Source organism: uncultured Campylobacter sp., assembly GCF_938039245.1.
Classification (GTDB): Bacteria; Campylobacterota; Campylobacteria; order Campylobacterales; family Campylobacteraceae; genus Campylobacter_A.
Genome location: NZ_CALHVN010000005.1, coordinates 19,758 through 43,179 on the forward strand (window position 1 = coordinate 19,758; position 23,422 = coordinate 43,179).

Sequence of the window (23,422 nt, forward strand, 5' to 3'; positions counted from 1 at the left end):
AATGGGCTTAGCCCCGCCTCTATGCTGCGCCGAATTTGAGGATTATTTTATTTTAGCTTCCAGCGAGATTTCTACGTCCGGATAGCTTTTGCCGCCGTGAAACGCTTTGGCTGCGGTTGCAAATTTAGCAAAAGTCTCGTCTAGTTTTAGATCGGCTAAAAGATCGACGCCGATTTTAGCTTTTAGCGTGCCGCCTTCGACCGTATACTGCGTTTTGTAGGTTTTACTATTTCCTTTTACGCTTACTTCGACTTCTATTTCGCCGGCCTTATCGTCGCCGCTAGCCGATACGATTTTAGCCGCGATTGCGTTGCCGTCGAAGATTATGCCGATACGTTTATCTCGGTCGGGAAGCTTTGTATTTATGTTTTTTGGATCGATGTTAAATTCAAAGCTCTTTAAAAAATCCGCGAAATTAGCATTTTCCGCGCTTTTAAAGCCTAGTTCTTTAAACGTACCTTCAACGCCTGTTTTATTTGCCAGTTTGTAGCCGACGAATTTTACGTTAGGCTCGCCCTCTACGCTAAAAGCAAATGCCGAAGCCGCAAATAAAGAGGCGATTAACGCGCCAGAAACGATTTTTCTCATCCGTTCTCCTTAAGATTAAGATTAATAACTGCTATCATTAAGCCAGCAATTATATAATCTAAAACTTCAAACGAAGCTTAAAGTTGCCATTTTTACCCGCTTTCGTTTCGGCACGCCTAGGAGATGCAAAATTTACCTCGGCTAGGCGCCTGGAACGAGCGATTTATCAGAGCCGTTTTTTGAAAGGTACGGCAAAAACGGCGAATTTTATGCTTTATAGCAAGCTTGAAGAGCGGCTTAGGGCACGCGGCGCGAAATTTAGCAAGAAAATTTAGCAAACCAGAGCCGTTAAGCAAGACGCGGTCTAGACGCTGGAAAACGTCTGTCGGCACCTTGATATAAACGCGCTAAAATACGGCGTCAAAGACGTAGAGGCGATGCTCGCGCATTTTTGTAAAGAGGGCTTCGTAAACGAGACGATAAACTCGCAAATGACGTTATTTGCGTTTTAAATTTTTAAAATTTAAGGGCGAATTTAAGCTTCGCGTAAGCGGCGCAAATAGCCTACAAAGCGCAAGCTAAAAGGCGCGTAAATACTAACATACGGGCGTTTTTGCGAATACGTCGTTTGCCGTTTACTCCCAAACTCCTATTTTTTCCTTCTTAAATTTTGCCACCATATCTTCGTTGCCCTCAACCTCGTCTATCCAAATCCATTCTTTTATATTTTTAGTTAGCCATTCATTTTCTACTGCATATATACACATAAATATTCCTAGACTCTCCAAATCTTTTTCATTGCCTTTCGCGTGGAATGTGTTTTTATCAATCCTAATCAAATCGCACTGCTGGGCAAGCTTGTCTAAATATTCGTATATTACGTCTAGCTTATACTTTTTCTCTCGTAAAACCTTATCTTCGTCTATCACTATTTTCGTGCCTAGTAACGGGTAAGCCATATTTTTCCTTTTTATTGCGATTAAATTTGCCGTTTGTCCCAAGCCGAATTTAAAAGCAAAGGCGGTTAAATTTAGCTTCGCAAACGAGCGAACTATGCGCTAGCCTGCCGCAATCAGCCAAAAACCTTTTTTAAATGCGCTTCGTAATCCCTCGTAAAACGCTTGATGTCGGGATTTTTAATGACGTCGTTGCACATAAAAGTAGGCAGCCTTTTCGTGCCTAAAAACTCGTTGGCTTTATGGAAATGCAAATAAACGCCGTCCACGCCTACGCCCTCGAAAAAATCACCTGGCTTGTTAAACGCCTGAAGCGGCGCATTCCACGTGACGCTTAGCATATGTGATTTGCCCTTTATCAGGCCGCCGGTGCCGTATCCGTCGTTTGGACTCGCGCTGTGCCGTCCGTCGTTTGCCACTATCTTGCCCATGCCGCTCATAAACACCTCGTCGATATATTTTTTAACGACCCAAGGCTCGCCCATCCACCACGCGGGCATCTGCCAGATCACGGCATCCATCCATAGAAATTTCTCTACCTCGCCCTCTAGGTCGTAGCCCTCATGTATCGTAGTTTCGCGCGTTTCGTGCCCTAGGGCTTCCAGCGTATTTTTGGCTAGCTCGTGCAAGGTTTTGCTTAGCTTGCCGCCATTGCCGTTAAACGGCGCTCCGCCGTTGATAAGTAGTATTTTCATCTTTTATCCTTTTGATTAAATTTATTCGTTAGCGGCTTACCGCATCTAAATTTAAATTCTGCCTTGCGCCTTATATGCGAACGCAAGCGTAAATTTTACAAAGCGCTTATTGCTAAATTTTACTTTCGCGCCGCAGTTTAGCGTCCTAAAATTTCAAATTTATCGCCGTGCACCGCGATCGCTTCAGCGTTATTTATCGGCGTCAAATTTAGCTTGCTGCCGTAAATTTTTAAAATTTCGCCGCTATGTGCTTTTGTCAAATTTACACGCAGCAAAAATCAACAAATACCTAAAATGCTACAAATTTTCATTTCCCACGCGATAAGCCCCACTCTTGCTAGCTTAAATTTACCCCAGCGCCACGTAATCAGCGGGCAACGGCGTGATAACGCTGATAAAGATAAAATCCTCCTTGCCGGTGTTTTTCATGCCGTGGCACTCGCCCTTAGCCGAGATCACCACATCGCCCTTTTTGACCGAGACTTGCCTGTATTTAGCGGGTCGCTCACTCTTAAAATTTACCTGCTCGCCGTTATCCAAAAGTCCGCCCGCCGTCTTTTCGGCCTCGCTCGTACCCTCTTTGCTAAGATAAAACACGCCCTCGCCTTGCAAGCACACCCACACGTCGTCGCTTTTAGTGTGTGCGTGCACCGCGACTTCTTGGCCGGCTCGCACGACCCAGACCGCGCAGCTAGTGGCGTCCGTCTCGCAAAATATCGTTTTTCTCGCCTTTTCTCCGCTCTTTGCGACCTCGCTTACGTGATAAATTCGCTTTTTCATTTTTGCTCCTTTTTCGTTCATTTTAGCCGTGCAGAGTGAATACGGCGTGAAATTTAAGTGGATTTGAGCTAAAATCAAAGCCAAAATTTAGCGCAAAAAGGAAAAACGATGCAAGAAAATCCAAAAAAAATGTGGTCGGGTAGGTTTAGCGGTGAGAGTAGCGAGCTTTTGGAGGAGTTTAACGCCTCGATCGGCTTTGATAGGGCGCTTTGGCAGGAGGACATCGCGGGCAGCAAGGCGCACGCTCGGATGCTCGGCGCCTGCGGGATTTTAAAGCCTGAGGAGAGCGAAAAGATCGTCGCGGGGCTTGACGCCGTGTTTGAGGAGATAAAAAGCGGTAAATTTGAGTTTAAAACCGCCGACGAGGACATTCATATGGCGGTCGAAAAGCGCCTAAGCGAGCTCATCGGAAGCGATCTTGGCGGCAGGCTACACACCGCGCGCAGCAGAAACGATCAGGTCGCGCTTGATTTTCGCCTCTACGTGCTTAAAAGCGGTGTCGAGATCTCCGAAAAAATCCGCGAGCTAGTCGCTGCGCTACGAGATATCGCTAGCAAGCACGCGGACACGCTGATGCCAGGCTACACGCACCTTCAGCACGCCCAGCCCGTGAGCCTTGCCTATCATCTGCTAGCTTACGCGTTTATGTTTCGCCGCGACTACGAGCGCTTTACTAGCTCGCGCGAGCGAAACAACCTCTGTCCGCTGGGCTCCGCCGCGCTTGCCGGCACGCCGCATCCTATAAACCGCGAGCTCGTCGCGCGAGAGCTTGGGTTTGCGGGAGTAACGCCAAATGCGATGGATAGCGTCAGCGACCGCGATTTCGCGCTGGAGATTTTGTTTAACGTAAGCGTGCTGATGACGCATGCGTCACGCCTGTGCGAGGAGCTCATCTTGTGGAGCTCGCAGGAGTTTGGATTCATCACGATCAGCGACGCGTACAGCACGGGCAGCTCGATCATGCCGCAGAAGAAAAACCCCGACGTCGCCGAACTCATCCGCGGCAAAACGGGGCGCGTAAACGGCAATCTCGTCGCGCTGCTAACGGTAATGAAGGGCTTGCCGCTAGCATACAACAAGGACATGCAAGAGGACAAGGAGGGAGTTTTTGATAGCGTCGCCACCGCTCTTGCGAGCCTTGGAATTTTAAAACAGATGCTAAAAACGGCTAAATTTAACGAGCAAAATATGCTAGCGATGACGCGCCGCGGGCACCTCACGGCGACCGATCTGGCTGATTATCTCGTGCGGGAGAAAAACGTGCCGTTTCGCCAGGCGCACTTCATCACGGGCAAGGCTGTGGCGTATGCGGAAAATTTAGGTTTAGATTTGAGCGAGCTAAACGCGCAGCAGCTTGCAAGCGTGGATGAAAGCCTGGACGCGGGTGCGGTTAAATTTCTTGATCTAAACGCTTCCAAAGAGGCGCGCAAGTCGCAGGGCGGAACTGCAAACGAGAGCGTGGCGGCACAGATTGAAATTTTAAACGAGTGGCTGAAAGATAAATAAATTTTAAAATTTGCCGTCAAAAGGCAAAAATTTAATTATAATTATAGAAAAATTTAAGGAGGAAAGGATGTTTGGAAACGGCTATAAAAAAGAGCTAGAGAGCAAAAATGCGGCTCTATCGCAGGAAAACGAAAGTCTAAAAGCGCAGATAAAGCAACTGCAAAGCGAGCTGGAAGCGGCAAAATCAAGTGCGACGAGCGAGCATAACGAGCCAAAAACCAACGAAAATGCTACGAAACTTCTGCTGGCTAGCTACGCTGACGGTATAAATTTCTTGCAAGGTACGATGGAAGAAAACCTAAAAATGCTCGAAAATATAAACGAGCTAAATAATCTAACGTTTACTAAGACGGGCGAGTTGCGCGAACAGACGAGCTTTATCGTTAGTTCGATGGAAAACGTCCAACAAATGAGCGGCGACCTGCAAAACGATGCCTCGTCGCTAAATAACAGCGTGATGTCGATCGTGGAGATTATAAATTTGATCAAGGATATCTCCGATCAGACGAATTTACTAGCCCTAAACGCAGCTATCGAAGCCGCGCGCGCGGGCGAACACGGACGCGGATTTGCCGTGGTGGCCGATGAGGTGCGAAAGCTCGCCGAACGCACGCAAAAAGCCACTCTCGAAGTCGAGGTGAATATAAACGGACTAAAACAAAGCTCAAATACGATGATAGGAATGAGCGAAAATTTCTCTAAAATTTCGGGCGACGTGATGCGCGTTTTGAGCGATTTTCAAGGCACTATCGCAAGCGTGAACGAAAATACGCAAAATATCTTAAATCAAACATTAAATTTAACTAACGAAGTCAACGTTAGCAACGGCAAAATCGACCATATAAATATGAAACTAAACGGTTATAGAGCCGTTTTAAACGGCGAATTTGACGGCATTCCTAGCGTTGGTAGCTGCCGTTTCGGTAGGTGGTTTAACGAAAAGGTCAAAAATATCGTAAAAGACGCAAAAACGGTGCAAGATATCTCACGTGATCACGAAAACGTCCATAGCGGACTCGATAAGGCGATCAAAATTTTCGCAGACAGCAGCAAGGATAACGCCGCCGGAGTGGAAATCCTAAAAGACGTGGAAAATTCGAGCAAAGTAGGCTTTGAAACGCTTTTAGACGCGGTTAGAGCGGCTAGGAAATGATAAAATTTGACCGCCTCGGCAAAAGGTCGGCAGCGGTTAAATTTTAAAAAGATAAAATTTGCGCGTTTGCTGGTGGCTTTTGGTCCTCTGCGCGCTTAGTATAAAAACTCGTCGAGCCGCTGCTATCGCTATTTGTGCGGCTTGCCGAGAGAATTTGAAATTTCCGTTTAAATTATAAATGCAAATTTAATGTATGTTTCGCGGTACGATTAAATTTGGCAAAATTGATTTGGCTCTAAAATTTAGCGTTAATTTTGTAGTTTATCCTGCTTTTTATCGGCGCCGGATTCTTGGCGAATTTATCGCGCCAAATACGGCTCCAATCCTCACTTCAATCTAAAATTTTGATTTTCTTTCGCGATTTGCTGAAGCTCGTCTAGGTTGTTTTGGGCTTGCTTTAAGAGCTCGTCGAATTTAAACCCTAGCATAACGATGCGGTAGAGCTCCGGTTTGTTTTTCTTCCAGTTATAAAGCGTTTTCGTGTCGATATTTAAAATCCCCGCTATATCTCTTTTTGATAGATTATTTCCCATTTTTAGCCTTTTTATCGGGAATTTTTGAGAAAATTTAATATCTATTCAACAAAGGAATAATTACTATTTTATTGACTTTACAAAGGAATTATTCCTTTGTTTGAAGTTAAGTTGTGCGTGATTAATATTTTGTAAATTTTTAAAATTTAAGGAGTAAAAATGGCGTACAAATTTGATGAGGATTTGGAGTTCTTGCGTGAGCTAAAAAGTAGCGATTTAAATGAGCTTGTTGATATTCTTAAGGGCAAAGAGGGCGATGAGCGCGCGACGGAGTCACTAAGTAGTAATGATTTGTTTAAGAGATTTTACCCCGATCATCAGGAGTATATTGAACTTATTTTAGGAGAGCTTCAGCTTTTTGGAGGCAACTCTTTTGTTAATATGTTTAGAGGCGGCGGAGTTTTGTATAAAGAAATTTTATGTGACGTTTGCGATAAGTTAAAGGTTAATTATAATAAATCCCAAAATACTCAGACTATAGAGCAGGGGCTTTTTATGAAAATTTTATCGGATAGTCTAGATAAAATGAGCGAGGAGGATTTGAGAAACATCTCGAGTGAACTCGGGTTAAAAACTACAAGTTTTACATCTCAAGCTGTTATGGGTGCGCTACAAATAGCTATCAAGCAAAGCGGATTTATGGCGTATAAAATAGCTCTCATCGTGGCAAACGCTATCGCAAAAGCGATTTTAGGCAGGGGGTTAGTCCTGGCTACAAATGTGGGAATAGTTAGAACCGTGAGTATATTTGCCGGGCCTATAGGCTGGCTTATTACGGGTGTTTGGACTGCGGCAGATATAGCCGGACCGGCTTATAGAGTAACGATACCTGCGGTTATTCAAGTGGCTTTTTTGAGGCAGGTTTATTTGAATAGAGGTAAAGAATGTTAATAGAAATCCTTTCGACGATTGGGATTGGATTGAAGAGCAAGAAAGACTTGAAAGACGCAGAAAACGCAACAACGCAATAATCAGATGCCTAATATACTCCGCTATTATCGGCGTTTTGTATTATTACGGCTTTACAGATAGCTTTTTCGAATGGATTTATAATTGGTGGAATGATTAAAATTAAACTAAAAACAGACGAGTCGACCTAAATTAAAGGTCGGCTCGCTAAGTCAAATTTACGCTCAAATTTCGAGCGTAAATTTAAAATTTAAAACGTACTTTGCGGATCAGTTGCGGTATCAACCCAGCCCAGCTTTGCTCCCGCTAGCAGATGAAAGTGCAGATGCATGACCTCTTGGCCGCCGTTTTCACCGCAGTTTGTAACTAGGCGGTATCCGCTCTTATCCACGCCCATCAGCACCGCGACCTCTTGGATAAATTTCGTCATCTCGCCCATCAGCGCCCCGTCCATCTCCTGGAAATTTTCAAAGTGTTTTTTCGGGATGATCAAAATATGAATCGGAGCCTTTGGATTTATGTCGTTAAAGGCTAGGAATTTGTCGTTTTCTAGTACTTTGTTGCAAGGTATTTCGCCCGCTACGATTTTTTCAAATATCGTCATGATTTTCTCCTGGTTAAAATTTGGCTTAATTATAACAAGTAAAAGTTAAAATTTCCCGCCTTTTAGGCAGATTTTATTAAATTTTGACTACAATCTATCATAAAATTCAGTAAAGGTAAAAACTTGCAAGAGTATAGAGAAAGTATCGCAAAATGCGGGAATTTGGCGGATTTAGACAAGATTCGCGTCGCGCTACTGGGCAAAAAGGGCGCGATCACGTCGGAGTTTGCTAAGCTTAAGGATATGGACGAAGCGGCCAAGAAGGAATTTGCGGCAAATTTAAACAAGCTAAGAGACGAATTTGAATCACTTTTAGTTGCTAAAAAAACCGAGCTTGAAAGCGGCGAGATAAAAGCCAAGATGAAGGCTGAGGCTATCGACATCACGCTATTTAACGAGCCTTCGGGTGCCGGCGCTTTGCACCCAGTAATGGCTACGATGGATAAGATCATTGAATACTTTATGATGCAAAATTTCTCGCTCGAGACAGGACCGCTGATAGAGGATGATTTTCATAACTTCGAGGCGCTAAATTTGCCTAAATATCACCCCGCGCGCGACATGCAAGATACGTTTTATTTTACCGACGGCAGGCTGCTTCGCACGCATACTAGCCCCGTGCAGGTGCGCACGATGATGAGCAAAAAGCCCCCGATTCGCATGATAGCGCCCGGAACAGTGTTTCGCCGCGATATGGATCTGACGCACACGCCGATGTTTCATCAGGTAGAAGGCCTCGTGGTCGAAGAGGGCGGCGCGGTGAGCTTTGCGAATTTAAAATCAATGCTTGAAAATTTCTTAAAATACATGTTCGGCGACGTTAAAGTACGCTTTCGCCCTAGCTTTTTTCCGTTTACGGAGCCTAGCGCGGAGGTCGATATTAGCTGTATCTTTTGTCACGGCGAGGGATGTCGCGTATGCAAGCAAACGACCTGGCTGGAAGTGCTAGGCTGCGGCGTGGTCGATCCAAACGTCTTTAAGGCCGTCGGCTACAAAAACGTGAGCGGATACGCATTTGGACTGGGGGTCGAGAGATTTGCGATGCTGCTTCATCAAATTCCTGATTTGCGCTCGCTTTTCGAGGGGGATTTAAGATTATTGGAGCAGTTTAAATGATAATTTCAAGAAATTGGCTAAGCGAATGGCTGGATATCTCGAGCGTAACGAGTGAAACATTGCTAAAGACGCTAAATTCGATCGGGCTTGAGGTCGATAGCTTTAAAGAGATCAGGGTACCTAAAAATATCGTCGTAGGCTACATAAAAAGCAAGATAAAACACGAAAACGCCGAGAAATTAAGCGTTTGTCAAGTGGACGTAGGCGGTGAGACGCTACAAATCGTCTGCGGCGCGAAAAACGTCGAGGCTGGGCAGTTTGTGCCGGTGGCGCTATCTGGCGCCGTTATGCCAAGCGGCCTAGAGATAAAAAGGGCAAAATTGCGCGGCGTCGAGTCAAACGGTATGATCTGCTCGTCCGTGGAGCTAGGCCTCGTAAAAACAAACGACGGCATAATGTCGCTAGATGAAAGTATCGGCGAGCTAAAACTGGGTAAGGAAATTTGCGAATATCCGCTACTAAACGACGACATCATCGAGATCGAGCTAACGCCAAACCGCGGCGACTGCCTGAGCGTTTACGGCGTAGCGAGGGATCTGTCGGCTGCGCTTGATCTGCCGCTAAAAGATGCCGCCAGATACGAAGAGGGCGAAAATTTACTCGGTATCGGGCGCATTTTGGCTATCCACGCCGAGGAAAATTTACAAAGTAGCTTTCAATACCGAGCCTTTGAGATAAAAGAGTATTTCGACGAAAATTTATTGATGAAGATCCGTTTGGCGCTGATTGAGTGCGATAAGCAAAACCGCATCGAGCGCCTGCTAGACTACGCTACGCATTCAACAGGCGTGCTTTTTAGCGCGTATGACTACGCCAAGCTCAAAAAGGACGACGAGCGTGCGGTTTTTGATCTGCAAAAGGGCGCAAATTTAGCGACTGAAATTTTAGCCGGCGGCGAGCTTTTGGGCGTCGGCGGCGTGTATCAGACGGATGCGGCCAGACTTGACGAAAACAGCAAACTAATCATAGTTGAGGCTAGCTACACCGATCCTCAAGTTATCGCGACTACGGTTTACGAAGACAAGCAAATGCCGCGCCAATCGCAGGCCTATCGCTCATTAAGAGGCAGCGAGCCAAGCGTCGGTTTTGGTGCCGATTTTTTATTTAAACAGCTAGCTGCACTAAAATCGGTCGCGCTTTATGCGGGCTCTCAGCAAAGCGTAATGACGCGTGAACCGAAGGTCGTGAGCTTCACGATGAGCGAAATGCAAAAAATGATCGGTCAAGAAGTCGCGCAAAACGATGTCGTGAGGATACTTAAAAAGCTTGGATTTGGCGTAACCTTTAACGCCGAAAAAGAGGGTGCGAACGCTAAAATTCCGTTATTTCGCCACGACATCGTAAATGCGCAGGACGTCTGCGAGGAGATCGTGCGAATGGTCGGTATCGACAATATCGTCTCAAAACCGCTAAATTTCAGCGAGTCAAACCGCATAAACGATACTTTTACCGACTATAAAAACGCGCTAAATTTGCGTAAAAAAGCGGCCGCGGCCGGATTTTTCGAGAGCGTGCATTATGTATTTGACGACGCGAGCGAGCTAGCGGCGCTAGGTTTTGCGCCTTGTAAGGCCGAGATAGCCAACCCGATAAATAGCGAGCTAAACACACTAAGGCCGACGCTGGCAAATCACTTGTTAAAATCGGCCGAGCGAAACGTAAAAAATCAGCGAAAATCGGTCAAAATTTTTGAATTCGGTAGCGTATTTAGCGAGGAAGGTGAGCAAAGCGAGAGATTTGGCTTTGTAGCTAGCGGACTTACAAAAGAGCCTAGCCTACTAAACGGCGCAAAACCTGCCGATATCGACTTTTTAGGCTTTGCAACGGCCGTTAGAAACGCGGTCGGCGAATTTGAGCTAAAAGCGTGCGGCGATGTAAAATATCTAAGCGAATTTGAACAAGCTAAAATCTATCAAAACGGCGTTTGCGTGGGTTATATCGGTCGCGTGGACGTGCGAGTCGAAGCCGCGCGCGACCTGCCGCGAACCTATCTTTGCGAGATAGAGTTTGAAAAGCTTAAATTTGAAGGCGCAGTCGTCAAAGCCTACTCAAAATTCCCTGCTATCAGCAGAGACCTAAGTTTAATTGTGCCTAAAACCATGAAATTTGAAGCGATAAAAGAGTGTATAAATGCGCTAAAAATCGAATGCCTAAAAGAATTTGCGCCGGTTGATATATATTCAGACGATAAGCTCGGAGACGACGTGAGCCTCAGCGTCAAATTTAACTTCCAAGACATACAAAAAACGCTTGAAGACGAGGAAGTAGCGGCGATAATGGATAAAATTTTGGACGCTTTAAAGCAAAATTTAAATATCGGACTAAGATGAAAGTTTACGCATTAAGAACGTCGATAAGTGCGAGCCTGGAAAACATCGCTGCCGATAAATCTATCTCGCATAGATGCGCGATATTTTCGCTTTTAAGCGATAAGCCAAGCCGCGTGAAAAACTATCTAAAGGCTGAAGATACGCTAAATACGCTAGAGATCGTAAAAAATTTGGGCGCGCATATCGAGGAAAAAGAGGGCGAGCTAATCATAACTCCGAGCGCAAATTTAAAAGAGCCTAGCGTTGTTTTAGAGTGCGGAAACTCGGGCACGGCTATGAGGCTTTTTATGGGCTTTTTGGCTGCTAGCGAGGGTTTTTTCGTGCTAAGCGGGGACGAGTTTTTAAATCGTCGTCCGATGGCGCGCGTGGCTAAACCGCTGATCAGCGTCGGCGCTAAGATAGACGGTGCAAACGGCGGAGATCACGCGCCTTTGGCGATCCGCGGCAAGAAGCTGGAGTATTTTAAATTTGATAGCAAAATCGCCTCCGCGCAGGTAAAATCGGCTCTGATTTTGGCGGGACTAAAGTCAAACGGCTGCGAGCTTAGCGAACCCGAGCTTAGTCGCGATCACACCGAGCGCATGCTAACAGGTATGGGCGCGAGCCTGCAAATTTTACCGCACGGTGTCAAAGTGGAGCCGATGAGTGCGGCGCTAAAACCGCTTGAAATTTGCGTTCCTAACGACCCTAGCTCGGCGTTTTTCTTTGCTGTAGCCGCAGCGATAATCCCAAATTCCCACATCGTGCTAAAAAATATGCTGCTAAATAAAACGCGCGTGGAGGCCTTTAAAATTTTAGCCAAAATGGGCGCGCAAGTAACGCTTAAAGAGACTTCCGGCACATACGAAAGTATTGGCGAGATCGAGATAAAGCACGCGCCGCTAAAGGCTGTGGACGTGAGCGAAAATATCTCGTGGCTAATCGACGAGGTGCCTGCACTTGCCATTGCATTTGCAAACGCGCAGGGCACGAGTAGTGTGAGAAACGCAAAAGAGCTTCGCGTAAAGGAGAGCGACCGCATCGCGATCATGGTGCAAGGTCTGCGAAAATGCGGGCTTGAAGTCGAAGAATTTGAGGACGGTTTTAGCGTAAAAGGCGGCGAGGCAAACTGCGCTATCATCGACAGTAACGGCGATCACCGTATCGCGATGAGCTTTGCGGTGCTTGGGCTAAAATGCGGAATGGTTATAGAAAAGAGTGAATTTATCGCGACCTCGTTTCCAAATTTTAGCGGGATTTTAAGGCAACTCGGAGCTAGCGTTGAAGATTGAGCTTGCTAGCAGTTACGGCTTTTGTTTTGGCGTCAAGCGCGCTATAAAAATCGCTGAAAACGCCAAGGATGCCGTAACTATCGGTCCTATCATACATAACAACGACGAGATAAATCGCCTAAATAAAAATTTTAATGTTAAAACGCTTGAAGGCATAAGTGAAATCGACGGCGAAAAAAAAGCGATCATCCGCACGCACGGTATTACAAAAGGCGACCTAGCCGAGCTAAAAAAAAGCGATATAAAGGTTATCGACGCGACGTGCCCGTTTGTCACTAAGCCTCAGCAAATTTGCGAAAAAATGAGCAAAGAGGGCTACGATATCGTGATATTCGGCGATGAAAATCATCCGGAGATAAAGGGGGTGAAATCCTATGCCGTCGGTAAGGTATTCGTCGTGCTTGAAGAAAGCGAGCTAGAGAGCGTAAAACTAGCGCAAAAAGTAGCCGTTATCAGCCAAACGACGCGCAAAGTAGAAAAATTTATGCAAATCGTAAATTATCTGATGCTACGCGTAAAAGAAGTCCGCGTTTTTAACACGATTTGCAACGCTACTTTTGAAAACCAAGAAGCGGTTAAAAATTTAGCCGCCAGAGCCGACGTGATGGTCGTAGTAGGCGGCAAAAACAGCTCAAATACGAAGCAACTTTATCTCATCTCAAAAAGCGCCTGCGAGGATAGCTATCTCGTAGAAAACGAATCCGAGCTTGAGCGCGCGTGGTTTGAGGGCAAGAATCTTTGCGGCATAAGCGCGGGAGCCTCTACGCCCGATTGGATCATACAAAAAGTAGTCGATAGGCTCGAAGGGTTTAAAATTTAGCAAATTCGTATCGTTTTTAAATAAAATTTCAAATTTGAGCCTGAAATTTAGTAAGTTAATCTACAAATAAGTTAATATTAAGTAAAATCAACTCTAATTGTGTTAAAAAGCAAAATATATCAAAAAGGAACAAGATGGCTGCGGTGAACAAAAAAGTTCAACTTAGTAAGGCAAACGACGATATCGAAAACGACGATTTCGCCGCGATGCTAGAGGAGTCTTTTAAAAAGACGGAAGAAGATAGCGACGGTATAATCGTCGATATTAAAGGCGAAGAGGTTTTTGTAAACGTCGGTAGAAAATCAGAGGGAATTTTAAACATTTCTGAAATACAGGATGACAACGGAGAGCTTAAATTTAAAGTAGGCGATACGATAAAAGTCGTAATTACCGGCTCGACAAGAAGTGGAAAACCTATCGTTTCTCACAAAAAAGCGCTTAGAAAAGAAAAAGTAAAAGCCTATATCGACTCGTATAACGAAGAAAATCAAGACGTATTCGACGTAAAAATCATAGGAAAAAATAAAGGCGGTTTTGTCGCGCAAAATAGCGACGGAATCGAGTTTTTCTTACCTCGCTCGCAAGGCGGTTTTAGAGATGCTAATGCTGTCGTAGGAAAGAGCTTTAAGGTAAAGGTTTTAAAGATAGATAAAGACGAGCAAAGCATCATCGTCTCAAGAAAAAAACTACTCGACGAAGATAGAAGAAAAAAAAGGGAAGCAATATCTGCGGTAGCCGAAAATACCGACGTCATCGAAGGCGTGGTTAAAAAAATCACTACTTATGGTATGTTTGTGGATATAGGCGGCGTGGACGGACTCGTGCATTATAGCGAGATAAGCTATAAAGGACCGGTAAATCCGGGTTCTATCTACAAAGAAGGCGACAAGGTTTTAGTAAAAGTCATAAAATACGATAACGAGAAAAAACATCTATCTCTATCTATCAAGGCTGCGATGCCTGATCCTTGGGATGAGATAAAAGACGGTTTAGAGGTTGGCGACACTATAAAAGTAACCGTCAGTAACATAGAGCCTTACGGCGCATTCGTCGATCTTGGCAACGATATAGAGGGCTTTTTGCATATCTCTGAAATTTCATGGGATAAAAATATCAAAAATCCAAAAGATCACATCAGCGAGGGCGAGGAGCTTGACGTCGAGGTTATCGAGATAGACGCGAAAGACCGCCGCTTAAGAGTAAGCCTTAAAAATTTACTCAAAAAGCCGTTTGACGAATTTAAGGCCAAATTTAAAGAAGGCGACGTTACTAAAGGCGTAGTTACTAGCGTAACGAATTTTGGCGCATTTGTTAAAATTGGTGCAGTCGAAGGCTTGCTTCACAACGAAGACGCTTCTTGGGATAGAAACGATAAGTGCAAAGATTTGTTTAAAGTAGGCGACGAGGTTGAGGTAAAAATCATCAAAATCGACTCTAACGATCAAAAAATTTCGCTTAGCCAAAAAGATTTAAAACAAAGCCCAGTACAAGCTTTTGCTAAGAAATTTAACGTAGGCGACATCGTGACTGGCAAAATTCGCGATATTAAAGATTTTGGCGTGTTTGTAGAGCTCGGCGATAACGTCGATGCGCTCATCCGCAAAGAAGACCTAGGTAACGTAAGCGCCGAAAGCCTAAATATAAACGACAATATCGAAGCCGCGATAGCCTTTATCGACGAGAAGAAAAATAGAATCCGCCTAAGCGTAAGACGCCTTGCAAGACAGAAAGAACGCGAGGTGTTAAACGAGATAAATAGCGACGATAAGGTTACTTTGGGCGACATTATCAAAGAACAGCTATCATAAGTAAATGAAGCGATATCTGCTCTGGGGCGCGATGGTTTTTTTGCTGATCTTCGTATGCGTATGCGGTGCTTTGCTGTATAGGTACGCGGAGGTAAATTTAAAAGAACCTGCGCCCGTGGAGCTAAAAATATCGCAAAGCGGCGAGGAGCGAAATTTGACCGCCAGGCAGACCTCTTGGGTCGGCGAAATGGCAAATTTGGCTCCGAAAAATTACGCTTTAGCAAGCAATGAGATATTTATAGAATTTAAAGACAAATCAAAAGCTGCCGCCAAGAGCGCATATCAGCTAATAATTGATAAAAACGACATATATTCCATGTTTTGCCTTACGCAAACCCTAAAAAACATACCTGTAGATTTTAGCGTGGTAAATGAAAAATCTCAAAATTTAATCTACATAAATACGCAAGATAGCGGTATTTTAAACCGCATTGTAAACGAACTTAAGGCGTATGATATACACTCAACTTTTAAGGAGATCAAGCTATGAAAACCATAATAGTGTGCGATGCTATACACAAAGTCGGCTTTGAAATTTTAAGTCGCGAAGAGGATATAAAAGTAATCGACGCGGTAAACGTGCCAAAGGACAAGCTTTTAGATATCTTAGGTGAGGCTGATGTGGCTATCACTCGAAGCTCGACCGAGGTTGGCGAGGCGTTTTTAAATGCCGCAAAAAATTTAAAAGCTCTCGTGCGCGCAGGCGTTGGCGTCGATAATGTGGATATCGACGGCTGTTCAAAGCGCGGCATCATCGCGATGAATGTCCCTACGGCAAACACGATCGCTGCGGTAGAGCTAACGATGGCTCATATGCTAGCGGCGGCTCGCTCTTTTCCTTATGCCCACAACGACCTAAAAATCGACCGCATTTGGAAACGCGAAAAATGGTACGGCGTCGAGCTTTTTAATAAAGCGTTAGGTATTATCGGCTTTGGCAACATCGGCTCGCGCGTGGCAGCCAGGGCTGCGGCTTTCGGTATGAAAATCGTCGCTTACGATCCGTATATAGATCCGTCGAAAGTAACCGATATGGGCGGCGTTTATACTAAAAATTTCGACGATATTCTAGCTTGCGATTTCATAACGATCCATACGCCTAAAAATAAAGAAACTACGGATATGATCGGCGAGGCCGAGATTGCTAAGATGAAAGACGGCGTACGTCTCATAAACTGTGCTCGCGGCGGTCTTTATAACGAAGAGGCGCTATATAACGGCTTAAAAAGCGGCAAGATCGCGTTTGCGGGTATCGACGTATTTGCAAAAGAGCCCGCGACTAATCACCCGCTACTTGAGCTAAACAACGTCAGCGTCACGCCGCATCTTGGCGCAAATACGCTAGAGTCTCAAGCAAACATCGCTATTGCCGCAGCCGAGCAGGCTATCTCGGCGGCTCGCGGTATCAGCTATCCTAGCGCGTTAAATTTGCCGATAAAAACGGAAGACTTGCCGCCTTTTGTGGAGCCTTATATCGAGCTTACGAGTAAGATGGCTTTCCTTGCCGCACAAATTAACAAAAACGCGATCAAAGCCGTCCGTATCGAAACTCACGGGCAGATTAGCGAATACGCGAATTCCTTACTAGCCTTTGCTATAGTGGGCGCGCTAAAAGAGAGTTTGGGCGACGGCATAAACTACGTAAACGCTAAATTTTTATGCGACGAGAAGGGCATAAAAACCGAAAGTATCGTCGGCGGCGATAGTATTTTTAAAAATAAGATCACCGTTCGTATCACGACGCAAAGCGATGTCGTAACGATCGGCGGAACGGTATTTGGTGAGAATCAGCAGCGTATCGTAACCATAAACGGCTTTAAAACAGACTTTAAACCTAAAGGCAAGATGATTATCTTTAAAAACAACGACGTTCCGGGCGTTATAGCTAAAATTTCGTCTATCCTTGCTAATGAGAAGATAAATATCGCCGACTTCCGCCTAGGGCGCGACGACCACGGTATGGCGCTTGCGGTCGTGCTGGTCGATGAAAAGATAACCAAAGAGACGCTGGCTAAACTAAACGAACTTGACGTTTGTGTGTGGGCAAAATACGCAGTTATCTAAATTTAAGCCCAAAATCGGGCTTAAATTTAAGAAAGGCTTGAATATGAAATTTTTACTTTTTATTCCGATTTTGTTTTTATTTGCCGGTTGCGAGAGCGAGGTGCAAAAGCAAACTACGAAAAATTTCGAAAAAATTCTGACCGAAAAAAAGAAATTTCAAAAGATACAAAAAGACGAACCAAGCGTAAGCGAGCAGATGAAAAGGGAAATCCACTCGCAGTCTGAAAAGAGCAAGGAAAAAGGCGAGTTTAAATTTAAAGAGTAATAAGCGTCGTCTAGAGTGCCAGTTTCGGCGCACGAGCAAATATCCTAGTCGGCGCAAATCTCGCCCGCTCGTGGTTAGTGCACAAGCTTCCGTCACGCAAAATCCGTCAAAAACGTATAGATTAGATTTTTAAGCTTGCCTTTTATATGGTTAGTTATTTTATGCTTTATCTGCCGGTATTGTTTCTGCCAGCCGGCATAAACGCGTACCGTAGCCGTAAATTTGCGGATTATCGCCTGGGCGCAATTTAACTTCGCTCAAATTCGGCTGTTTTGCTAAATTTACGAAAAACCAGCCGCTTCCTTTCTCTCGTAAATTTGAGCCGTCTTTATGTGCCTTAAGGTTGCCGGTTTTACAGGGCTTAAATTTAAAGACGGTATTTAAATGTTAAATACCTGACATACGAATTTTACGGCTCTTATATTCGGCAAATCAGCCGCGCATTAAGCCGTGAGATAAGCCTTATTTTACCGTCTTATTTAAGCCGTTTGCTACGCTATTTATTTGTCTAGCGCCGCAAGGACGCGGATCTTCCCGGCGCAAATTTAGCCTCAAGATACAGAGCAAATTTATAAATTTTCTAGCCTTTTGTTTCAAAACCTCAAAACCCGTGCCGGCCTTATCGGTGCGACGGTTGCGGCTTATGAGGCTCTTGCCTTATTTCGTGAAATGTTTTGCGTCGCCGTAAGCACCTCTTTTGCTAAGTGCAAACGGCCAAATTTGGAGTGCCGCAAAGATATGATTTTTTAAATTTGACGGTACGGCTTAAGCAAGGACAGATAAAAGCAAAGTCTGAAGCATAGACGCGCAGCGATTGCGCGAGCGCTTAAGGCGCCGATTTTTACCTACCGCGGCACGTTATTCTAGGCCTGCTCGGCAGAGATAAGCCTCGGTGTAAAGCAAGGCGAAATTTATTCGCACTATCGCCGCTGCCCTTGCTTTTTGGGATGCGCGCTTTTGTTTGCGAGATAGCAGGCTGCTGCAGTAAAGCTTGGCATCAAGATTATGCGGCCGCGCGGGCGCGATTTCTTACCGCTTTGGTTTCTAGCGCAAATTTCCACGCGCGAGCTTTTTAAAGTACGCAACGCATCTTTTGCGTAAAATTAATAAAGCGCGGTATCGGTGCTACCTTTAAATGAGTAAAAAACGAAAGCCGTTTTAGCGCGGGACGCTTGGCTGCAAGTAAAACGCGGGCAAATAGCGTAAAAGACTGGTTTTACCTTCTAAAATCTTTAAAACCGCCGTTTTCGTGAAATTTTATACGAGTTTTAGCCGTTTTTACTCTTCCAAATTTAGCTCTTACGCGTTAAACTTAAACGGCATATCGACTATTTTTCAGGGATTTTGCGCAGATTTTTTTATAAATTTAGCCGAATGCTTAAAAAAATAATTAAATTTAAATAGCCGACGCAAAAACATAAAATTTTATCTAGTCGGCGATGTTAAAACGATTTTTCTTTGAAAGCCGTATTTTTGTTTAATGGATGTTTGTATGTTACTTTTAGTAACATTTATGCTCCTAAAATGCCTAATATAGACGGCTCGTAAAATTTTATAACCAAATTAACCTCGGTTAAATTTGCCTTTTTTCGTATTACCGTTTTACGCAACTTTTGCGGCGCAAATCCCAAACCTTAAAGCGAAATATTAATGTGATTTTTATTTTGCATTAAGCTTGAAATCGCACTAAAATTTCGCCGAGATTTTAAATTTAGGAGGATTTGATGCAAGAGGTGTTTTTGCAAAATTACGATCCCGCGGGTAATATTTGGCTCAGCGCAGCTGCGGCAGCTTTGCCTATAGCCGTGTTTTTGCTATGCTTGACGGTTTTTAAGCTAAAAGGCTACGTCGCGGCGTTTCTAACCGTCGCAGCCAGCCTTGCCGTGGCGATTATATTTTATAAGATGCCTGCGGTTACGGCGTTTATGAGCTTTGCTTACGGTTTTTTCTACGGGCTTTGGCCGATAGCTTGGATTATTTTGTGCGCGATTTTTCTTTATAAACTTAGCGTAAAATCAGGCTACTTCGAGACGCTAAAGGCCTCTATTACGGCTATTAGCCCCGATTGCCGCATTCAGGTGATTTTAATAGCGTTTAGTTTCGGTTCGTTTTTAGAAGGAACTATCGGTTTTGGCGCGCCGGTTGCGATTTGCGCGGCTTTGCTTATGGGGCTTGGGCTAAAACCTTTAAGCGCGGCCGGACTTAGTATGATAGCAAACACGGCGGGCGCGGCGTTTGGAGCCGTGGGTATACCGGTTACGGCGCTTAGCGGTACCGTAAACGTCGATGCGCAGCTAATATCTACGATGACGGCTAGGATGCTACCGCCCATTACCTTTACGCTTCCTTTTTTGCTCGTTTTTTTAGTTAGCGGATTTAGAGGGGTTTTAGGCGTTTTGCCTCACGTTGTTACGGCGGCGGCTAGCTATACTATCGCGCAGTACGCTACGGCTAAATTTTTAGGCCCGGAGCTGGTAAATATAATCGCCGCTATCGTCTCCATCGTGATGCTTTGGGCGGCGCTTAGAATTTGGAAGATTAAAGACGTATTTAGAGTAACCGGGCAAAGCGAGGCAAAAGAGGGCGTAAGCCTAAGCGCTAAAGACGCGTTTAAAGCTTGGCTTCCTTTTATCCTCATTATCGCGGCTATAGTCGTTTGGAACAGCTCAGGTTTTAAATCTCTCATGGATTTTGCTACGTTTAAATTTGAAGTCGCGAACTTGCATAATCTAACTGCGTCAAATCCGCCTATCTCGCAGGGCGTGCAAGCTATTAGCGCCGTTTATACGTGGGACGCGCTAAGGGCTACGGGGACGGCGATACTGCTAGCTGCGATTCTTACGACGCTGATTTTAAAGATAAAACCCCAAATCGCAGTCGCTTCCGCAAAAGAGGCGGCAAAGGAGATGGCTTTTCCCATTGTTACGATAGGTTTTATCGTTGCTTACGCCTACGTGGCTAAATATAGCGGTCAGGCCGCGACTATGGGTCTAGCGCTATCAAGCACGGGCAACGCGTTTGGCTTTTTCTCGCCCGTCATCGGTTGGCTGGGCGTATTTTTAACGGGCTCGGTTACTAGCGCGAATTTGCTTTTCGGCACGCTTCAGCAAGTAACGGCAAATCAGCTAAGCGTACCAGACGTTATTTTTATGGCGGCAAACACCGTAGGCGGCGTCGTGGGTAAAATCATCAGTCCGCAAAGTATCGCCGTAGCGTGCGCGGCGGTGGGAATGGCCGGACGCGAGAGCGAAGTGCTTAAATTTACGCTTAAATACTCGCTTTTATTCATAATTTTAGCCAGTTTTATCACGTGGGCGGTTATACATCTGTTTCCGCAGCTCGTGCCGGTAGTTACGAATTTTAGACCTTAAAGGAGGAAAAATGAAAAGAGTTTATATGTTTTTCTCTGCTATGAATAGCAGAGAAAAATCCTAAAGCAAGAGCCAGCCAAGACTGCTAAGCCTAACGCCGAGACTTTGCATAGTGCTGTTAAAAAAGCAAGACGTGGTAAAAAGCCTATCTACGTGCCTAAACGAGATAAAAAAAGAAAACGAAAAGCTGCCGACTAATATCCTTTTTATCTGCGGCCCTTCAAGGACTTCCGATATCGAGCTCGTGCCGGTTTTGGGCGTACATGGCTTGCAGATAGTTTATGTTTTGGTTTATTAAATTTACTCGCTAAATTTAGGGCAATCGTTTGAAATTCGTTTGCCCCGCCTGCCAAATTTAAACTTTTTTGGATATAATCAACCATTTTTAAATCAAGGAGAAAAAATGGCAACCTATTCGATGGGCGACCTAAAAAAAGGACTAAAGATCGAGCTAGACGGCGTTCCGTATAAAGTCGTCGAGTATCAGCACGTAAAACCGGGCAAGGGCGCGGCTTTCGTTCGCGCGAAAATCAAATCTTTCATCGACGGCAAAGTGCTTGAAAAGACCTTTCACGCGGGCGACAAATGCGATCAGCCGAATTTGGAAGAAAAAGAGATGCAGTATCTTTACGACGACGGCGAGTTCTGTCAGTTTATGGATACCGCGACCTACGAGCAAGTGGCTATAAGCGACGAGGATGTGGGCGATGTGAAAAAATGGATGATAGACGGTATGATGGTCGAGATTTTGTTTCACAACGGCAAGGCTATCGGCGTAGAAGTACCGCAAGTAGTCGAGCTAAAGATCGTCGAGACTCCGCCTAATTTCAAAGGCGATACTCAGGGCGGCAAAAAGCCCGCTACGCTAGAAAGCGGTGCGGTCGTGCAGATACCTTTCCACGTGCTTGAGGGCGAGGTTATCCGCGTAGATACCGTCCGCGGCGAATACATCGAGCGCGTAAATAAATAACCGCAGTCGTCAAATTTGATAAAAGTAAAATTTGACTAGCTCATAGCCCGAGTAAAGCCGCTGTTTAAAGATAACGGCTTTACAAAAACGGGCTAAATTTCTACAAAAATACTCCCGAATTTATCCATGATCGTAAATTTTCAAAAAAATAGCGGCGATACCGCCTCTGAAACTGGATTTTACGTAAACTGCGGCATTTAGGACGCGTTTATAGACGGGCAAAGAAACGGTCTTAAAACCCAAAGAATACAAATGCTATTTTAGAGATAGAATTTCATCTATCGCGGGCTCCAAAACGCCTTACTATGAAACCAACGAAAATACCGATGCGGCAGCCGCTTTGCAAAAATTTAACGAGCGATTTAAGAGCAGCATTTAGATTTTTTGACGCGGTAAACCGAATGAAATTTGATTGATTTGATGCCGGAGCGAAACGGCCTAGCGGTCATTGACCGGCTTTTTGAATACTTGCTCACAAAGAATGAACAAGAAATTTTGACCCGCCAAGCGTTAAGTTTATTTGAAAAACATGGAAACAAAGCTAGATGGAAAATTTTTGAGAGGCATATAAACGATTTGCTGAAAAATATGAAAAAGACGAGATAAAATTTGAAAAAATAAAAGCCAAGGCCTAAGCCTTAGCTTAGACTTTAGGCTGATTTTTTAACGCTATCGACCAAAGCAACGATCTCTTCGTGATTTGGCAGGGCATTTACGTCCGTACCGATGAGATCTTTTTTAGAAAAGACTACTTTTCCGTCTACTTCAACTATGAAGTTTCCGCCGCTACCGACGGTTTTGCTAATTTTAGCACCTGGAATTTGACTTAAAAATTCTTCTTCTACACGAGAAGCTACCGGTCTATAGTTTCAAGAATTGCAATACGTAATCTTTACTTCCATTTTCCTTCCTTTCGAATTTAAAGTGGCGCGATTATAGCGCAAATTTAGCAAACGAGAGTATAATAATCCGAAAATTTAAGGAGAAATTATGAAAAAAGTTGCCGTGATTTTTGCCGACGGGTTTGAGGAGATAGAGGGCGTTAGTATCGTGGATGTGCTTAGACGAGGCGGCGTAGAAGTCGATATCGTCGGGCTTGATAAACTACCTATAGCGGGCGCTCACGGAGTGAAATTCGTCTGCGATATGACGCTTTACGATCTTGAGGAGGAGGACTACGATATGCTAGTTTTGCCGGGCGGCCAGCCGGGCGTCTCAAATATCGAAGGAAATCTAAAAATGAGAGAAATTATAAAGCGTTTCGATAAAAAAGGCAAATTTATAGCAGCCATCTGCGCCGCGCCGATCGCTCTTGACGCCGCAGAGATCGTTAGAGGCGAGTTTACCTGCTATCCTAGCTGCGAAAAAGCCGTACGCGGCGGAAGCTACGTAAGCGATAAAAACGTCGTGACAAACGGCCATATCATCACCTCAAGAGGTCCTGCCACGGCGATGGAGTTTGCCTTGGAGTTGCTTAAAATTTTAGGCGGCGAGCAAATTTACGCAGAAGTAAAAGATGGCTTGCTGTTCGTAAAATAAAGCCGCACAAAAGCCCAGGCGATAAATTTAAGGCAAAAATTAACGCAGCTTTGCCCGCTCTTTCTCGCCGAGTTTTTCTTTACGCGCGAGAAATAGGCTTTTGTATGAAGCCGTTTTCTAAGCCCTAAAAGCTTGCCGGTTTGAAAAATCGGCTAAATTTTGCCGCATTAAAGAGCTTGCGGATATGCTTACGGGTAAATTTAA

At 44.7% G+C, this 23,422-nt stretch carries 22 protein-coding genes and 1 pseudogene; 15 read left to right on the top strand and 8 right to left on the bottom strand.

The genetic code is table 11. From position 1 onward, the window contains the following. Positions 1-42 precede the first annotated feature (42 nt). The 5 genes from Q0218_RS01325 to Q0218_RS01345 all read right to left on the bottom strand — a co-directional run bounded on the left by Q0218_RS01325 (position 43) and on the right by Q0218_RS01345 (position 2,959). Entirely contained in the window at positions 43-588 is a 546-nt protein-coding gene (locus tag Q0218_RS01325; protein WP_295141034.1) for a YceI family protein, read from the bottom strand. Positions 589-1,163: 575 nt separating this feature from the next. Beyond that, a complete protein-coding gene (locus Q0218_RS01330) occupies positions 1,164-1,487 on the bottom strand; it encodes a hypothetical protein (RefSeq protein ID WP_297965541.1) in 324 nt (107 codons plus the stop codon). 113 nt (positions 1,488-1,600) lie between these two features. Then, positions 1,601-2,179, bottom strand: coding sequence for an NAD(P)H-dependent oxidoreductase (locus Q0218_RS01335; protein WP_297965542.1), 579 nt, complete (start codon positions 2,177-2,179; stop codon positions 1,601-1,603). 137 nt (positions 2,180-2,316) lie between these two features. Then, positions 2,317-2,439, bottom strand: a complete 123-nt coding sequence (locus Q0218_RS01340; protein ID WP_277418951.1) for a hypothetical protein — start codon at positions 2,437-2,439, stop codon at positions 2,317-2,319. Positions 2,440-2,527: 88 nt separating this feature from the next. Then, positions 2,528-2,959 (bottom strand): cupin domain-containing protein, encoded by a 432-nt coding sequence (locus Q0218_RS01345; protein WP_122874257.1) that lies wholly within the window; start codon positions 2,957-2,959, stop codon positions 2,528-2,530. Between the two features lie 108 nt (positions 2,960-3,067). Here Q0218_RS01345 and argH point away from each other — a divergent pair, with 108 nt between their 5' ends. Both argH and Q0218_RS01355 read left to right on the top strand, forming a co-directional pair. Further along, positions 3,068-4,465, top strand: a complete 1,398-nt coding sequence (gene argH / locus Q0218_RS01350) for an argininosuccinate lyase (protein WP_297965543.1) — start codon at positions 3,068-3,070, stop codon at positions 4,463-4,465. A gap of 67 nt (positions 4,466-4,532) precedes the next feature. Continuing rightward, a complete protein-coding gene (locus Q0218_RS01355; RefSeq protein WP_297965544.1) occupies positions 4,533-5,618 on the top strand; it encodes a methyl-accepting chemotaxis protein in 1,086 nt (361 codons plus the stop codon). A 326-nt stretch (positions 5,619-5,944) separates the two neighbouring features. Here Q0218_RS01355 and Q0218_RS01360 read toward each other — a convergent pair whose 3' ends face one another. Beyond that, entirely contained in the window at positions 5,945-6,151 is a 207-nt protein-coding gene (locus tag Q0218_RS01360) for a transcriptional regulator (protein WP_297965545.1), read from the bottom strand. A 159-nt stretch (positions 6,152-6,310) separates the two neighbouring features. Here Q0218_RS01360 and Q0218_RS01365 point away from each other — a divergent pair, with 159 nt between their 5' ends. Further along, positions 6,311-7,042, top strand: coding sequence for a DUF3944 domain-containing protein (locus Q0218_RS01365; protein ID WP_297965546.1), 732 nt, complete (start codon positions 6,311-6,313; stop codon positions 7,040-7,042). 268 nt (positions 7,043-7,310) lie between these two features. On the opposite strand, the gene Q0218_RS01370 is transcribed toward Q0218_RS01365, so the two are convergent. Then, positions 7,311-7,664: a histidine triad nucleotide-binding protein gene (locus Q0218_RS01370; protein ID WP_009493554.1), complete on the bottom strand. Its 354-nt coding sequence runs from the start codon at positions 7,662-7,664 to the stop codon at positions 7,311-7,313. A 123-nt stretch (positions 7,665-7,787) separates the two neighbouring features. Between Q0218_RS01370 and pheS the strand changes: the two genes are divergently transcribed. The 11 genes and pseudogenes from pheS (at position 7,788) to efp (ending at position 21,679) form a co-directional block, all read left to right on the top strand. Then, on the top strand, positions 7,788-8,780 hold the full coding sequence (gene pheS, locus Q0218_RS01375; protein WP_297965548.1) for a phenylalanine--tRNA ligase subunit alpha: 993 nt from the start codon (positions 7,788-7,790) through the stop codon (positions 8,778-8,780). Continuing rightward, positions 8,777-11,110 (top strand): phenylalanine--tRNA ligase subunit beta, encoded by a 2,334-nt coding sequence (pheT, locus tag Q0218_RS01380; RefSeq protein WP_297965549.1) that lies wholly within the window; start codon positions 8,777-8,779, stop codon positions 11,108-11,110. The genes pheS and pheT overlap by 4 nt, the downstream gene beginning before the upstream one ends. Continuing rightward, entirely contained in the window at positions 11,107-12,381 is a 1,275-nt protein-coding gene (gene aroA, locus Q0218_RS01385) for a 3-phosphoshikimate 1-carboxyvinyltransferase (protein ID WP_297965550.1), read from the top strand. The genes pheT and aroA overlap by 4 nt, the downstream gene beginning before the upstream one ends. Further along, complete coding sequence (locus tag Q0218_RS01390) at positions 12,371-13,201, top strand: 4-hydroxy-3-methylbut-2-enyl diphosphate reductase (protein WP_297965552.1); 831 nt, start codon at positions 12,371-12,373, stop codon at positions 13,199-13,201. Before aroA ends, Q0218_RS01390 begins: the two co-directional genes overlap by 11 nt. A gap of 134 nt (positions 13,202-13,335) precedes the next feature. Then, positions 13,336-15,009 carry a 30S ribosomal protein S1 gene (locus Q0218_RS01395; RefSeq protein WP_297965554.1) on the top strand — a complete coding sequence of 558 codons (1,674 nt, stop codon included), beginning with the start codon at positions 13,336-13,338 and terminating at the stop codon, positions 15,007-15,009. Between the two features lie 4 nt (positions 15,010-15,013). Continuing rightward, complete coding sequence (locus tag Q0218_RS01400; protein ID WP_297965556.1) at positions 15,014-15,499, top strand: hypothetical protein; 486 nt, start codon at positions 15,014-15,016, stop codon at positions 15,497-15,499. Then, positions 15,496-17,073 carry a phosphoglycerate dehydrogenase gene (gene serA, locus Q0218_RS01405; RefSeq protein WP_297965558.1) on the top strand — a complete coding sequence of 526 codons (1,578 nt, stop codon included), beginning with the start codon at positions 15,496-15,498 and terminating at the stop codon, positions 17,071-17,073. Before Q0218_RS01400 ends, serA begins: the two co-directional genes overlap by 4 nt. 43 nt (positions 17,074-17,116) lie before the next feature. Beyond that, positions 17,117-17,338, top strand: a complete 222-nt coding sequence (locus tag Q0218_RS01410; RefSeq protein ID WP_295141080.1) for a hypothetical protein — start codon at positions 17,117-17,119, stop codon at positions 17,336-17,338. A gap of 1,724 nt (positions 17,339-19,062) precedes the next feature. Beyond that, on the top strand, positions 19,063-20,709 hold the full coding sequence (locus Q0218_RS01415; RefSeq protein WP_297965560.1) for a lactate permease LctP family transporter: 1,647 nt from the start codon (positions 19,063-19,065) through the stop codon (positions 20,707-20,709). Positions 20,710-20,773: 64 nt separating this feature from the next. After that, a pseudogene (locus Q0218_RS01420) lies at positions 20,774-21,007 on the top strand (LUD domain-containing protein); the annotation flags it as partial. Between the two features lie 105 nt (positions 21,008-21,112). Then, the gene (efp, locus tag Q0218_RS01425) at positions 21,113-21,679 is read left to right on the top strand and encodes an elongation factor P (RefSeq protein WP_297965562.1); all 567 of its coding nucleotides are present in this window, start codon (positions 21,113-21,115) and stop codon (positions 21,677-21,679) included. Positions 21,680-22,329: 650 nt separating this feature from the next. Here the strand turns inward: efp and Q0218_RS01430 are convergent. After that, positions 22,330-22,581 carry a SelT/SelW/SelH family (seleno)protein gene (locus Q0218_RS01430; RefSeq protein WP_295141097.1) on the bottom strand — a complete coding sequence of 84 codons (252 nt, stop codon included), beginning with the start codon at positions 22,579-22,581 and terminating at the stop codon, positions 22,330-22,332. 88 nt (positions 22,582-22,669) lie between these two features. Between Q0218_RS01430 and Q0218_RS01435 the strand changes: the two genes are divergently transcribed. Then, the gene (locus Q0218_RS01435; protein ID WP_297965564.1) at positions 22,670-23,218 is read left to right on the top strand and encodes a DJ-1 family glyoxalase III; all 549 of its coding nucleotides are present in this window, start codon (positions 22,670-22,672) and stop codon (positions 23,216-23,218) included. Positions 23,219-23,422 lie beyond the last annotated feature (204 nt).